A 12,356-nucleotide genomic window follows, 5' to 3' on the forward strand; every position below is an offset into this window, starting at 1 on the left:
CGTCAGTTCGTGTCAGCCGGCGGCCGCCCGCTTGGCCGCCGGCTTGGCCCCCACCGCGCGGCGGGAACGGTTGCCATTGCCAACCGTGACTGCGGTGAAGATCGCCAGCATCTGGAAAGCGCCGATCATGAAGAACACCCAGCTCGGCCAGTGCGCATCCATCAGCATGCCGAAGAACAAAGGCCCGCTGGCCAGGCCGATATCGAGGCCGGAGTAGACCACGCCATAAACCCGGCCCGTGGCGCCGGCAGGCGCTGCCGCACGCACCAGCAGGTCGCGCGAAGGCCCGGCAGTGCCCGCGCCAAAGCCGATCACGCCCATCAGCACCGGCACCATCACGGCCGGCAGTACGCCCACCCCCACCACGATCGCGACCAAGCCCGACAGCGTGAAGCTCATCGCGATCAGGCGGTCGTGGTTGCTGGTGCGTGCCGCGGCAAAGCCACCCACGATCATGCCGCCCGCGCTGCACAACATATAGACGGTGTACGACGCCGTGGCGAGCGTCAGCGGCATGCCGTAGAGCTGGGTCAGCGCGGTCGGCGCGAAGCTCTGGATGCCGGAAAACGAAAAGGTGGTGACGAGGAAGAAGGCCCAGCAGATCCACACTTGCGGCAACTTCAGGAACGCCAGCATGCTGCCGCCCGCCTTGGCTGCCGGTGCGCCCGCCCTGGTCGCCGCACCGGCGCCGGCGCGGGGATCCAGCACATGCCGAAAGGCCAGCAGCACAACCAGCACGCCAAAGGCCACCGCCGAGGCGCTGGCGAGCGCGGTGCGCCAGCTGCCGAGCTCGGCAATGGTCAGCAGGAAAATCGGCGCCGCGGCCCAGCCGAGGTTGCCCGAGATGCCATGCACCGAGAACGCATGTCCCAGCCGCGGCTGGGAAACATGCTTGTTGAGCAAGGTGAAATCGGCGGGATGGAACACGCCGTTGCCAATCCCCGCCACGCCCGCGCCAAGCAGCAGCATCGCATAGCTCGGGCTGATCGACAGCAGCAAGGCCGCCGCGCCCAGCAGCCCGATGCCGCCGAACAGCACCGGCGTCGCGCCAAAACGGTCCACCACGAAGCCCGACGCGGTCTGCACCACGGCCGACACGGCAAAGAACACCGTCATCAGCAAGCCCAGCTCCGCATAGCTCAGGCCGAACTCGGCCTTGATCCACGGGAACAGAGGCGCCAGCAGCAGGTGAAAGAAGTGGGAAACGCCGTGGGCCAGGCCGACCAGGCCGATGACCTGGGCGTCGTGGCGCAGCGGATTGCGAACGGGATCGAGGGTGGCGGCAGTCATCGGGCGGCTATCTGGCTGGGCTTGGCATGGCGCGCCGGCCATGCTGCCAGGCTCAAGAGGCGCGCTGCGAATACCGCATCATAGAGTAAAACCACCCGTGGCAGGGGTGCCCTGCGCGTTACATCTGTTTAAACAGATAGGCGTACTGACGCGCCACCGGCAAGGTCTCGGAGCGATTGCGCAGCTTGAGCGCGAGCCGCCCCAGCGACTGGTTCACGGCACTGGCCACGCAGTCGATATTGACCACCGTGCCGCGATGGATCTGCCAGAAGCGCTCGGGGTCCAGCTGCTGCGACAGCTCGCGCAGGCTGGTGCGGATCAACGCCTCGCCGCTGGCGGACACCACGTTGACGTACTTGTCCGTCGCCTCCAGGTAGATCACCTCATCCACCGGAATGATGCGGATCTCCTGGCCGACCAGCGCCTTGATAAAGCGCAGGTAGCCATGTTGCGGCGCGCCCGCCAGCGCATGCTGCCCGGGCCCGCCGCCTGGCTCCATGGTCTCCAGGCGCGCCAGCAGCTGCGCCAGGCGATCGGTATCGAGGGCGGCGCCGCCCTCCTCGCTGGCCTGCGCCTGGGCCGCCAGCCTCGCCTTGAGGCGGTGCACCGTGGCCTCAAGCCGCTCGGGCTGCACCGGCTTGAGCACGTAATCGACCGCCTCGCGCTCGAAGGCTTCCAGCGCGAACTGGTCGTATGCCGTGACGAACACCACCAGCGGCGGCGGATCGAACTCCATCAGCTCGCGCGCCACGTCCATGCCGCTCATGCCTGGCATGCGGATATCGAGAAACGCGACCTGGGGCTGGTGCTGGCGGGCCGCCTCCAGCGCGGACACGCCGTCATGGACCACGCTGACGATCTGCGCCTCGGGCCAGAGGCTGGACAATTCGGCATGCAAGGCGCGCGCGAGCAGCGGCTCGTCGTCGGCGATCAACAGGGTCGGGGCCATGGAAACGGTAGTAAGGGGCGGATGGGTCGATGCAGTCTAAGCAGTCGAAGAAGTCGAAGCGGCTAAGCAGCGAGGTGCGTCAAGAATGGGAAATGCCTTGCGTGGCAGCGCTCACAGGGGGGATGGCGCGCGCGCCGGCAGCCTTGCCCGCGGGCACCGGCACGGAGGCGTGGGCGGCGGCAGGCGCCGCCGTGCGCACAACGGGTAACGTCAGCCGGACGATCACGCCGCGTGGCGTGTTTTCTTCCATCTGCATGCTGGCCGCCGCCCCGAAAATCCGCGCCAGCCGCTCGCGCACATGGGTCAGCCCGAGGCCGGAGCCCTTGGTCACGGCATGTCCGAAGCCTACCCCGCTGTCGGTGATGACAACCTGCACCGCGTTGTCACCCTGCGCCCGGGCCGACAGCACGATCCTGCCGCCATGCATGCACGGTTCGATGCCGTGGCTGACCGCGTTCTCCACCAGCGGCTGGATCAGCATGGGCGGGATCTCCACCTCCGCCAGTTCGGGCGGAAGCTCGATCTCATAGGCCAGGCGCGTGCCGAAACGCAGCGCCTGGATGTCCAGGTAGCTGCGCAGCAACTCGAACTCCTGGCGCAGCGTGCATTGCTCGGCGCGCGTGTGGGACAGCGACATGCGCAGGAAGCCGATCAGCCGCTGCAGCAGGCGCCTTGCGGCCTGCTGGTCGGTGGCAATCAGGCAATCCAGGTTGGCCAGGGAGTTGAACAGGAAATGCGGCTCGATCTGCGCCTGCAGGGCCATCAGCTGCGCGCGCACCAGCTGCTTCTCGGCCTCTTCGCGCTGCAGCGCGTCGAGCGCGGCCTGCCGCTCGAGATGGGCGAGCTTCTCGCGCGACCAGTAGAAGTAAATCATGCTGGCCGATGCAAGCATGCCCACTACCAGGCACATGCGCAGCATATCGGTCGCTTCCTCGAAGGACTTCGCCGGCTCGCTCAGTACCACGCGCGTGGTCCAGCTGCCCATGATCACGCCCAGCGGCACGGCAACGGCGGTCAGGCACAGGAAGGGCCAGCGCCTGGGACGATCATTCCACCAGATCAGTACGCGGGCGATGTCGATCAGCAGCCAGATCGACAGGCCGATAAGTTGACTGTAGACGAAGTTGTGCCACAGCGAGCCGCCCGTGCGGAAACCGTAGTTCAGGCTGACTGCGATGATGGTGTTCGCGCATAGCACGAACACCAGGTCGCGCGCGAGGATCGAGATCCTGGAGGGAATGGCGGCGGGACAGCGATCCAGCGCTTTCATAGGGGCAAGGTCGAGGATGACTGATCGATGACTGATCGTTATTGTAAAGGCCGGTCACTGGCGCCGGCAGCCGTCGCCCGGCTCGCATATACGCTGCGACACGTTGGCGTCATCCATCGCGGGATTGGCGCCGTGGCCGTGCAACGCGGCCCACCACTGCCCGGACAGGACATAGCGCGGAAACGTGATCCATTGCTCGGCCAGGATGCGCTGCGCCACGTCGAGCGGGCCGGCGAACGGCTCGGGCCTGACCGCCTCGAGCCGGTGCCCGCGCCCTTGCAGCATCATCGACAAGGCCATGCACAGCACGCCAAGCCCTACCGCGGGCACGGATAGCGACAGCACGCCATAGGCCAACAGCACATTGCCGGCCATGAACATCGGCACCGCGACAATGTGCAGCAGCAGGCTGCGCGGGTGATTGTGATTGCGGGCGTAGCCGTGCCATTGCCAGCTCAGCAGCCCTTGCGGGCGCGCGCTCATGGCTTCGGGCCGCGCTGGTCGACGCGCCGCCAGGCCAGGCGGCGCACAAGCACGATGGCGCCCAGCGCGATCAGCAGCACGGGCCAGCCATCCCGCACCAGATAAGCCGGCAGCAGGCCGCCGTTTTGCGCGAGGAACACCGCGCCCAATGCAATCAGGATGATCGGGGCGATCAGCCCCCTGCCGCCACGGCCTTGCTTCATCTCGCTCTCCTCTCGTGCCGACCCGCGCACCGTCGATATTGCGGTGCATCAAGCCATGTGACGGTATCAGCGTATTCCGCCACGGACAGTTGTGACTTTACGCGGACACCTGCCGGGACGAAAGTGGCGTGCGACGAATGGAGAGCGGATGGCGCGAAACGCGAGGATGCGGCGCGATCGGCACCGGCGCACTCGGGCCCCGCAAGCCCGGGCCGTCAAGCCTCGACCACCTGCCCGCCTGCCGGCTCGGACAGCGCGCTGCTGACCGTGTCGCGCGAGAGGTGCGGCGCGAACATGTTGATGAAAGCGTGCGCGTAGCCGCGCAGGTAGGCGCCGCGGCGCACGGCCACGCTGGTGGTGTTGGGCTCGAACAGATGGTCGGCCGCGATCCGCACCAGCCCGGCGTCCTTGCGTTCGTCGTAGGCCATCGAGGCGATGATGCCCACGCCCAGCTCCAGCTCCGCGTAGGTCTTGATGACGTCCGCGTCCATCGCGGTCAGCACGATCTCCGGCTGCAGGCCGGCGGCCGCAAAGGCGTCGTCGATCTTGCGGCGCCCGGTGAAGCCGGCGTCGTAGGTAATGATCGGGAAGGCGGCGATGTCTTCCAGCGTCGGCTCAGGCAGGTGCGTCAGCGGATGATCCGGCGAAACCACCAGCACGTGGCGCCAGGTATAGGCCTCGAACGAGGTCAGCCCGGCCTCGCTGGCCACCGCCTCGGTTGCAATGCCGATATCGGCCTGGCCGCTAAGCACCAGTTCCACGATATGCGCGGGCGAGGCCTCCTGCAGCGCCAGCGTCACATGGGGGTAGGTGCGGCGGAAGCTCTGCACCACTTTGGGCAAGGCATAGCGCGCCTGGGTGTGGGTGGTGGCCACCGTCAGGCGGCCGGTATGGCGCCCGGCGAATTCGTCGCCCGCCTGGCGCAGGTTCTCGGCCTCGAGCAGCAGGCGCTCGACGATGCGCACGATTTCGCGCCCGGGCTCGGTCAGGCCGGTCAGGCGCTTGCCGTAGCGCTCGAAGATCTCGACGCCGAGCTCTTCCTCCAGCTCGCGGATCTGGCGCGAGACGCCGGGCTGCGAGGTATAGAGCGCATTGGCCACCTCGGTCAGGTTGAATTGGCGGCGCACCGCCTCGCGGATGGAACGCAGTTGCTGGAAGTTCATTGTGCGGCTCCTGCCGGCGTGCCCCTGGCGCTAGCCGGGGCGGATGCATGGGGTTGGACGAAGACACGCAGCCGGCGCGGCCGCACGGCGAGCAGCTCGCCCTCGCGGAAGCCCTGGTGGCGGAAGCGCTCGAGCGGCAGCGCCACTTCGATGACTTCCTGGGTGTCTTCACGTTCCAGTTCGAGCTGGGCCACGGGGCCCAGGGTGAGCGCGCGGCGCAGCGTCACGGCAATGCCGTCGGTGCCGGGCGAATAGCGCTCGAGGTCGAGATCGTGCGGGCGGACATAGGCCACGGCGTCGCCAGCGGTCTCATGGCCGCTGCCGATCACCGGCAGGATCGAATCGCCCGTATGCAGCAGGCCGCCCCGCTCCCCGACCTCAAGCCGGCCGTGGAACAGGTTGACGTTGCCGAGAAAGCCAAACACGAACGGCGTGGCCGGATGGTTGTAGACCGCCTCCGGCGTGCCCGCCTGCTCCACATGGCCGCGATTCATCAGCACCACCTGGTCGGCCACTTCGAGCGCCTCTTCCTGGTCGTGGGTGACGAACACGCTGGTGACATGGAGCTCGTCGTGCAGGCGGCGCAGCCAGCGGCGCAGTTCCTTGCGCACCTTGGCGTCGAGCGCGCCGAACGGCTCGTCGAGCAGCAGCACGCGCGGCTCCACCGCCAGCGCGCGGGCCAGTGCGATACGCTGGCGCTGCCCGCCGGACAACTGCGGCGGATAGCGGTCGGCCAGCCAGTCGAGCTGCACCAGTTCCAGCAGCGCGCGCACCTTGTCGCGGATCTGCGCCTCGCCGGGGCGCTCGGCGCGCGGCTTGACGCGCAGGCCGAAGGCCACATTCTCGAACACCGTCATGTGCTTGAACAGCGCGTAATGCTGAAACACAAAACCGACCTGGCGCTGGCGCACGTGCTGGTGCGAGGCATCGCGCCCCTCCAGCAGGATCTGGCCGGCGTCCGCGCGTTCCAGGCCGGCGATGATGCGCAGCAGCGTGGTCTTGCCACAGCCCGAGGGCCCCAGCAACGCCGTCAGCTGGCCTTCATCGAAATCGAGGGTGACGTCGTCGAGCGCGACGAAATTGCCGAAATGCTTCTGCACATTCTTGACCTGGATGCTCATGATGCCTGTCCTTGCAATTTGCCAGCGCTCGGGTTCTCCGGCGCAAAGTTCTCGTCTTCCCTGTGCTCGCGGCTGGCGCGGTACTCCACCAGCGTCTTGATGCCGAGCGTGACCAGGGCCAGCAGTGTGAGCAGCGACGCCACCGCAAAGGCGGCCGCGAAGTTGTATTCGTTGTAGAGAATCTCCACGTGCAGCGGCATGGTGTTGGTCAGGCCGCGGATATGGCCCGACACCACCGAGACCGCGCCGAACTCGCCCATCGCCCGCGCATTGCACAGGATCACGCCATACAGCAGGCCCCAGCGGATATTGGGCAGCGTGATGCGGCGAAAGGTCTGCCAGCCCGAGGCGCCCAGCACGATGGCGGCCTCCTCCTCCTCGCTGCCCTGCGCCTGCATCAGCGGGATCAACTCGCGCGCCACAAAGGGAAAGGTGACGAAGATGGTGGCCAGCACGATGCCCGGCACCGCGAACATGATCTTGATGTCGTGCGCCTCCAGCCACGGCCCCAGCCAGCCCTGCGCGCCGAACAGCAGCACATAGACCAGGCCGGAGATCACTGGCGACACCGAGAACGGCAGGTCGATCAGCGTGGTCAGCAGGCTCTTGCCGCGGAAATCGAACTTGGCGATGGCCCACGCCGCCGCCACGCCGAACACCACATTGAGCGGCACCGCGATGGCGGCCACCAGCAGCGTGAGCTGGATCGCGGCCACGGCATCGGGCTCCACCAGCGCATCGAAGTAAGTCTGCACGCCTTTGCGCAGCGCTTCATAGAACACTGAAGCCAGCGGAATGAACAGGAACAGCGCGAGGAACAGCACCGCGACCGCGATCAGGGTGTAGCGCACCCACGGCGCTTCACCCGTGGCATCCCGGAGTTGCGTGGCGGCGGGGGCGGCACGGCCGCCCAGGCCCTTGGTAACGACGCCGGCCATTTCAGCTCTCCTTGTCCGGCGAGACGGACGCACGCACTGCCTGGTGGTGACGGCGCGTCCACGCTTGCAGCAGGTTGATCAGCAGCAACAACGCGAAGGAGATCACCAGCATCACCACCGCCACCGCGGTGGCGCCCGCGTAGTCGTATTGCTCCAGCTTGGAATAGATCATCAGCGGCGCGATCTCGGAGACCATCGGCATGTTGCCGGAGATGAATACCACCGAGCCGTACTCGCCGGTGCCTCGTGCGAACGACAGCGCAAACCCGGTCAGCAGCGCCGGCAGGATGGTTGGCAGGATCACGCGGACAAAGGTCTGCAAGCGCGTGGCGCCCAGGCTGGCCGCGGCTTCTTCCAGCTCCTGCTCCGCGTCTTCGAGCACCGGCTGCACCGTGCGCACCACGAACGGCAGCCCGATAAAGGTCAGCGCCACCACCACGCCCAGCGGGGTGAAGGCCACCTTGATGCCCAGCGGCTCCAGGTAGCGGCCGATCCAGCCGTTGCCGGCGAACAGCGCGGTCAGCGCGATGCCGGCCACCGCGGTGGGCAGGGCAAAGGGCAGATCGACCAGCGCATCGACCAGGCGCTTGCCGGGAAAGCGGTAGCGCACCAGCACCCAGGCCACGATCAGCCCGAACACCGTGTTCACGATGGCGGCGATCAGCGAGGCACCAAAGCTCAGTTGCAGGGAGGCGACCACCCGGGGCGAGCTCACCGCGGCCCAGAAGGCCTCCCAGGTCATGGTGAAGGTCTTGAGGAAGGTAGCCGACAGCGGGATCAGGACGATCAGCGTCAGGTAGAACAGCGTGAAGCCCAGCGAAAGGCCAAAGCCTGGCAGCACGGTAAAGCGCTGCTTGCCTGGCTTGGGCGGCGCGCTCTTGCGCGCTTGTGGGGCATCCGGTCTCGCCGGGGGCGGATTGTCCGCCAGGGAAATCGAGGGTGGCATGTTGTCTCGTCTGTGCCGTCAGTGTGTATCCGCCCCCCGGAGAATGGCTTCCGAGCGGGATTCGCCGGAAACCGAAGCAGCGGGGGCGGCTTCTTTATGACGCCGGCGCATAACACACCGGCCTACGAGACAAATTCTGCAGATGCCGCCTTATAAACAGAACGAATCTTTACGTATGTTCTTAGGCGTTTTAGATATAAGGAAACGTGGACGACACTTCCAGCCCGCCGTCCCAAGGCCCGGCGCGGTCGCCGGACGGGCCGGCGCTGCCGTCGGCCTCGATCCGCTGGATCAAGGTATCGAGCAAGGCAAGCCCCTCGGGCCACTGGCCAAGCCCGGAATCGGCGTTAATGTGACCCAGCATGCCCGCATCATGAAGCTCGCTGCCCCAGAGCGTGCCCCAGCTGAACGCGGTGCGCTGCTGCATCCAGGGATCGTTGCGGCTGGCCACCAGGATGGTGGGAAACGGCAGCCGGTACGCGGGCAACAGCCCGGCCACGCCAAACTTGTCGGGGTCGGCCGGCGCCACCAGCACCGCGCCCGCGATGCCCTCGGGGTCGAGCGCGGCCTGGCGCAAGGTGGCCAGGCAGCCAAAACTGTGCGCCACCAGGATGGCCCCGCGCGGGGCCACGCGCTGCGCCCGCATGATGCTTTCCGACACGCGCTCGGCCCACAGCGGCAGGCTCGGGCGCGACCAGTCGTGCTGCTCCACGCGCTGCCAGTCCGGGAAGCGCTGCTCCCAACGGCTTTGCCAGTGGCCCGGGCCACTGCCATGCAACCCCGGCACCGTCAGGATCTGCAAGCCCTTGGGCACCTTCAACCGTACGTCGGCGGGTCGCGCGCTTGCGCCCGCCTGGCCGCCGCGCTGCTCCCGCGCGGCCGGCCTCTTCGTCTGCGTCATGTCGGCTCCTTGGTCAACGCCATGGGACGCCGCCGGATCCGCTCCGGGACATCCCGCCCTTGAACTCCTGACTGCCCGCCTCGCCGGACACTGCATGCAGCTGGCGCGCGCTCACCGCCGAGCCGGTGAAGCTGCCCTGCCCCAGCACGATGCCGGCTGCCTGCAGCCGCTCGGCGTTCTCGGCATTCTCCAGCCGGCGCCCGATCAGCGTCACGCCGGCGCTGTCGGCGCTGGCCTGCAGCCCCGCCAGCTGGCGGTCGGTCCAATTGCGGCGCATGTCCAGCTTGAGCCAGTCGGGCAGCGCGTGCGCCATCAGCGCACCGGCCTCCGCCGGGTCCGATGCCTGCAGGCTCACCGCAAAGCCGTTGCGGCGGTAGTTGCCCACCACGTGCAGCAACAGCGGCAGATCATCGTTGGCGCTGGCCGGCACCTGGATCACGAACCGGTCCAGCGGCAGGCCGAGCGACTGCAGCGCGCGCCGGAAGGCCGCGCCGTGATCGTCGGCCACGGCGGCCAGCAGCCGGTTGTGCACGTTGAGCACCAGCTTGCGATCGCCATCGGCCGCGAAATAATTGATGGCATGCACCAGGCGCGAGAGCCGGTCGAGCGAGACCAGCGAGGCATCGTCCGCCGCCATCGCAAACAGCTTCCATGCGCTCAGGCCGACGCCGTCGCCGGCGTAGGTGCGCAGCGTGCCTTCGTGCGCCACCACGTCGCGGCTGGACAGGGTGATGAGCGGCTCGAACGCGCTGGTCAGCGAGCAGTTATAGAACTGGCCCTGCACCTGCCCACGCGCGTCGCGCCACAGCTGGCGATCGCTCTCGGGGCGGCGCGGCAGCCCTTCCAGGTAGTGGGTGAGCGCCGTCAGTGCCGCGCCTGCTTCGTTCGCGCTTGCCATTGCGATTTCCTTTGCGTTGCGCTTGCGCCTCGGGCGAGGCATCAAAGCTTGGCCAGGGATACCTCGGTAGCCTTGACCAGGGCAACGACTTCGCTGCCGATGGCAAGGCCGAGATCCTTGACCGAGCGGGTGGTGATGACCGAGGTGACGATGCCGGCCGGCGTCTCGACGTCGACCTCCGAGACCACAGGGCCTTCGATGATGGCGGCAACCTTGCCGCGGAACTGGTTACGTACGTTGATCGCCTGAATGCTCATGATAGAAGTTCCTTTGCGTGAGTGAAAATGAGAAATGCGTAAAACCCTGGTTCAGCGGATGGACCCCGCGCGGGTGAGTGACGTTGCACTCTCACCTATGGCTGCCACCGCTTGCGCGGGTTGCGCCGGCTTCGCTCGAGGCTGACCGCGCGGCCTATGTTTCATACTTGTTTGCTGCTTGCCTGGCGTGCTTGCCTGGCGTGCTTGCGCCGCGGCCGACGCCCTAGATTGCCCAGCGCACTGAATCGAACGTGCGCGCCACCGACCAGTCCACCGCGGGCAACAATGCTTGCCCGTGCCGGCTCTCATCGGCAGCCGGCGTGCCCTCAAGCCGCATCACCCGGCGCAGCACCGCGTCCTCCAGTTGCGCGAACGCCGCCGAGCCGCGCTGGCGCGGACGCGGCAGCGCCACCCTCTGGTCCAGCGCGATGCGGCCGTCTTCGATCAGCACCACGCGGTCGGCCAGCGCTACCGCTTCCGATACATCGTGGGTGACCAGCAACGCGGTGAAGCCCAGGCGTTGCCACAAGGCTTCGATCAAGCCCTGCATCTCGATGCGGGTCAGTGCATCCAGCGCGCCCAGCGGCTCGTCCAGCAGCAGCAAGCGCGGGTGATGCACCAGCGCGCGCGCCAGTGCCACACGCTGGCGCTGGCCGCCCGACAGGCGCGCCGGCCACTCGCCCGCGCGTTCGGCCAGGCCGACCTGGCCCAGCACCCTGGCCGCATCGGCCAGCCGCGCGCGCGGCAGCCCCAGCGCCACGTTGTCCAGCACCGTCTTCCAAGGCAGCAGGCGAGCGTCCTGGAACATCACCCGGAGCGCCTCGCGCTGCTTGTTGCCAGGCGCGCCGTCCAGCGTCACGCCACCGCCGTCGCTGTCTTCCAGGCCGCCCACCAGCCGCAACAAGGTGCTCTTGCCGCAACCGCTGCGGCCCACGATGGCGAGGAACTCGCCGGGCGCGGCCTGCAGGTCGATGCCGTGCAGCACCTCGCGCCCGCCGTAGCGCTTCACCACCTGCTGCACGCGCAGCGCGAGGCCTTTGCCATCCTGGCTGGCAGGCACATCGGCCAGCGCGGCTTGCTCGATCGGGTTGCTTTGCATATCGGGTTCTCCTTGGCCGGCGGCGCTCAGTGCGCCTGGTAGCCGGGGTGCCAGCGCAGCCAGAACCGCTCCAGCCCGCGTGACAGCAGATCCGCCAGCTTGCCCAGCAGCGCGTAGAGCAGGATGCCCACCAGCACGACATCGGTCTGCAGGAACTCGCGCGCATTCATGGTCATGTAGCCGATGCCCGACTGCGCCGAGATGGTCTCGGCCACGATCAGGATCACCCACATCAGGCCGAGCGAGAAACGCACGCCGACCAGGATGTTGGGCAAGGCGCCCGGCAGGATCACCTCGCGGTAAAGGCGCCAGCCCGACAGTCCATAGCTCTTCGCCATCTCGATCAGCCCGGGGTCGACCGCGCGGATGCCGTGGTACGTGTTCAGGTAGATCGGGAAAAACACACCCAGCGAAACCAGGAACAGCTTGGCGGTCTCGTCGATGCCGAACCACAGGATCACCAGCGGGATCAGCGCCAGCGGCGGAATGTTGCGCACCATCTGCAAGGTGCTGTCGAGCAGGGTCGCAGCCGGCCGGAAGGTGCCCGTCAGCAAGCCCAGCGCTAGCCCGAAGCCACCGCCGATGGTGAAGCCAAGCACGGCGCGCCAGGTACTGACCCACACGTGGCGCCACAGCTCGCCGGTCACGGACAGGCCCCAGGCGGCCTTCACCACGTCGAGCGGCGCCGGCAGGATGCGGTTGGACAGCCAGCCCAGCTGCGAGGCCAGCTGCCACGCCGCCACCAGCAGCACCGGCACGATCCAGGGCGCGGCCGAGCGAGCGGCATGGCGCAGCCAGTCAGGGTTGCGCGCGGGCAGGGTCAAGGGAGCAGACATGG

Annotated in this window: 14 protein-coding genes; all 14 read right to left on the reverse strand. The window is 67.6% G+C overall.

From position 1 onward, the window contains the following. Nucleotides 1–12: 12 nt before the first annotated feature. A complete protein-coding gene (locus RR42_RS12220) occupies nt 13–1,290 on the reverse strand; it encodes an MFS transporter (RefSeq protein WP_043347087.1) in 1,278 nt (425 codons plus the stop codon). Nucleotides 1,291–1,408: 118 nt separating this feature from the next. Continuing rightward, a complete protein-coding gene (locus RR42_RS12225; RefSeq protein WP_043347088.1) occupies nt 1,409–2,239 on the reverse strand; it encodes a LytR/AlgR family response regulator transcription factor in 831 nt (276 codons plus the stop codon). Nucleotides 2,240–2,318: 79 nt separating this feature from the next. After that, nucleotides 2,319–3,509, reverse strand: a complete 1,191-nt coding sequence (locus RR42_RS12230) for a sensor histidine kinase (protein ID WP_043347089.1) — start codon at nt 3,507–3,509, stop codon at nt 2,319–2,321. A 54-nt stretch (nt 3,510–3,563) separates the two neighbouring features. Then, nucleotides 3,564–3,992, reverse strand: coding sequence for a hypothetical protein (locus RR42_RS12235; RefSeq protein WP_052494611.1), 429 nt, complete (start codon nt 3,990–3,992; stop codon nt 3,564–3,566). After that, a complete protein-coding gene (locus RR42_RS12240; RefSeq protein WP_043347092.1) occupies nt 3,989–4,195 on the reverse strand; it encodes a LiaI-LiaF-like domain-containing protein in 207 nt (68 codons plus the stop codon). The genes RR42_RS12235 and RR42_RS12240 overlap by 4 nt, the downstream gene beginning before the upstream one ends. Before the next feature lie 215 nt (nt 4,196–4,410). Continuing rightward, on the reverse strand, nt 4,411–5,358 hold the full coding sequence (locus tag RR42_RS12245) for a CysB family HTH-type transcriptional regulator (protein WP_043347093.1): 948 nt from the start codon (nt 5,356–5,358) through the stop codon (nt 4,411–4,413). Further along, nucleotides 5,355–6,479: a sulfate/molybdate ABC transporter ATP-binding protein gene (locus RR42_RS12250; RefSeq protein WP_043347095.1), complete on the reverse strand. Its 1,125-nt coding sequence runs from the start codon at nt 6,477–6,479 to the stop codon at nt 5,355–5,357. The genes RR42_RS12245 and RR42_RS12250 overlap by 4 nt, the downstream gene beginning before the upstream one ends. Continuing rightward, nucleotides 6,476–7,417, reverse strand: a complete 942-nt coding sequence (cysW, locus tag RR42_RS12255) for a sulfate ABC transporter permease subunit CysW (protein ID WP_043347097.1) — start codon at nt 7,415–7,417, stop codon at nt 6,476–6,478. The genes RR42_RS12250 and cysW overlap by 4 nt, the downstream gene beginning before the upstream one ends. Before the next feature lies 1 nt (nt 7,418). Next, nucleotides 7,419–8,363: a sulfate ABC transporter permease subunit CysT gene (gene cysT, locus RR42_RS12260; protein WP_043347100.1), complete on the reverse strand. Its 945-nt coding sequence runs from the start codon at nt 8,361–8,363 to the stop codon at nt 7,419–7,421. Between the two features lie 190 nt (nt 8,364–8,553). Then, entirely contained in the window at nt 8,554–9,264 is a 711-nt protein-coding gene (locus RR42_RS12265; protein ID WP_236701910.1) for an RBBP9/YdeN family alpha/beta hydrolase, read from the reverse strand. A gap of 13 nt (nt 9,265–9,277) precedes the next feature. Continuing rightward, complete coding sequence (locus tag RR42_RS12270; RefSeq protein WP_043347103.1) at nt 9,278–10,162, reverse strand: EAL domain-containing protein; 885 nt, start codon at nt 10,160–10,162, stop codon at nt 9,278–9,280. A gap of 41 nt (nt 10,163–10,203) precedes the next feature. Continuing rightward, on the reverse strand, nt 10,204–10,419 hold the full coding sequence (locus tag RR42_RS12275) for a TOBE domain-containing protein (RefSeq protein WP_017224957.1): 216 nt from the start codon (nt 10,417–10,419) through the stop codon (nt 10,204–10,206). Nucleotides 10,420–10,642: 223 nt separating this feature from the next. Beyond that, the gene (locus tag RR42_RS12280; protein ID WP_043347107.1) at nt 10,643–11,518 is read right to left on the reverse strand and encodes an ATP-binding cassette domain-containing protein; all 876 of its coding nucleotides are present in this window, start codon (nt 11,516–11,518) and stop codon (nt 10,643–10,645) included. A gap of 26 nt (nt 11,519–11,544) precedes the next feature. Then, nucleotides 11,545–12,354, reverse strand: a complete 810-nt coding sequence (gene ssuC / locus RR42_RS12285; protein WP_043347110.1) for an aliphatic sulfonate ABC transporter permease SsuC — start codon at nt 12,352–12,354, stop codon at nt 11,545–11,547. Between the last annotated feature and the right edge of the window lie 2 nt (nt 12,355–12,356).

It is taken from the genome of Cupriavidus basilensis (assembly GCF_000832305.1).
In the GTDB taxonomy this organism is placed as follows: Bacteria; Pseudomonadota; Gammaproteobacteria; order Burkholderiales; family Burkholderiaceae; genus Cupriavidus; species Cupriavidus basilensis_F.

What these genes read in the sequence shown, in the direction of transcription:
- RR42_RS12220 (WP_043347087.1), bottom strand. Translation starts at nt 1,290, where the DNA reads ATGACTGCCGCCACCCTCGATCCCGTTCGCAATCCGCTGCGCCACGAC.
- RR42_RS12225 (WP_043347088.1), bottom strand. Translation starts at nt 2,239, where the DNA reads ATGGCCCCGACCCTGTTGATCGCCGACGACGAGCCGCTGCTCGCGCGC.
- RR42_RS12230 (WP_043347089.1), bottom strand. Translation starts at nt 3,509, where the DNA reads ATGAAAGCGCTGGATCGCTGTCCCGCCGCCATTCCCTCCAGGATCTCG.
- RR42_RS12235 (WP_052494611.1), bottom strand. Translation starts at nt 3,992, where the DNA reads ATGAGCGCGCGCCCGCAAGGGCTGCTGAGCTGGCAATGGCACGGCTAC.
- RR42_RS12240 (WP_043347092.1), bottom strand. Translation starts at nt 4,195, where the DNA reads ATGAAGCAAGGCCGTGGCGGCAGGGGGCTGATCGCCCCGATCATCCTG.
- RR42_RS12245 (WP_043347093.1), bottom strand. Translation starts at nt 5,358, where the DNA reads ATGAACTTCCAGCAACTGCGTTCCATCCGCGAGGCGGTGCGCCGCCAA.
- RR42_RS12250 (WP_043347095.1), bottom strand. Translation starts at nt 6,479, where the DNA reads ATGAGCATCCAGGTCAAGAATGTGCAGAAGCATTTCGGCAATTTCGTC.
- cysW (WP_043347097.1), bottom strand. Translation starts at nt 7,417, where the DNA reads ATGGCCGGCGTCGTTACCAAGGGCCTGGGCGGCCGTGCCGCCCCCGCC.
- cysT (WP_043347100.1), bottom strand. Translation starts at nt 8,363, where the DNA reads ATGCCACCCTCGATTTCCCTGGCGGACAATCCGCCCCCGGCGAGACCG.
- RR42_RS12265 (WP_236701910.1), bottom strand. Translation starts at nt 9,264, where the DNA reads ATGACGCAGACGAAGAGGCCGGCCGCGCGGGAGCAGCGCGGCGGCCAG.
- RR42_RS12270 (WP_043347103.1), bottom strand. Translation starts at nt 10,162, where the DNA reads ATGGCAAGCGCGAACGAAGCAGGCGCGGCACTGACGGCGCTCACCCAC.
- RR42_RS12275 (WP_017224957.1), bottom strand. Translation starts at nt 10,419, where the DNA reads ATGAGCATTCAGGCGATCAACGTACGTAACCAGTTCCGCGGCAAGGTT.
- RR42_RS12280 (WP_043347107.1), bottom strand. Translation starts at nt 11,518, where the DNA reads ATGCAAAGCAACCCGATCGAGCAAGCCGCGCTGGCCGATGTGCCTGCC.
- ssuC (WP_043347110.1), bottom strand. Translation starts at nt 12,354, where the DNA reads ATGTCTGCTCCCTTGACCCTGCCCGCGCGCAACCCTGACTGGCTGCGC.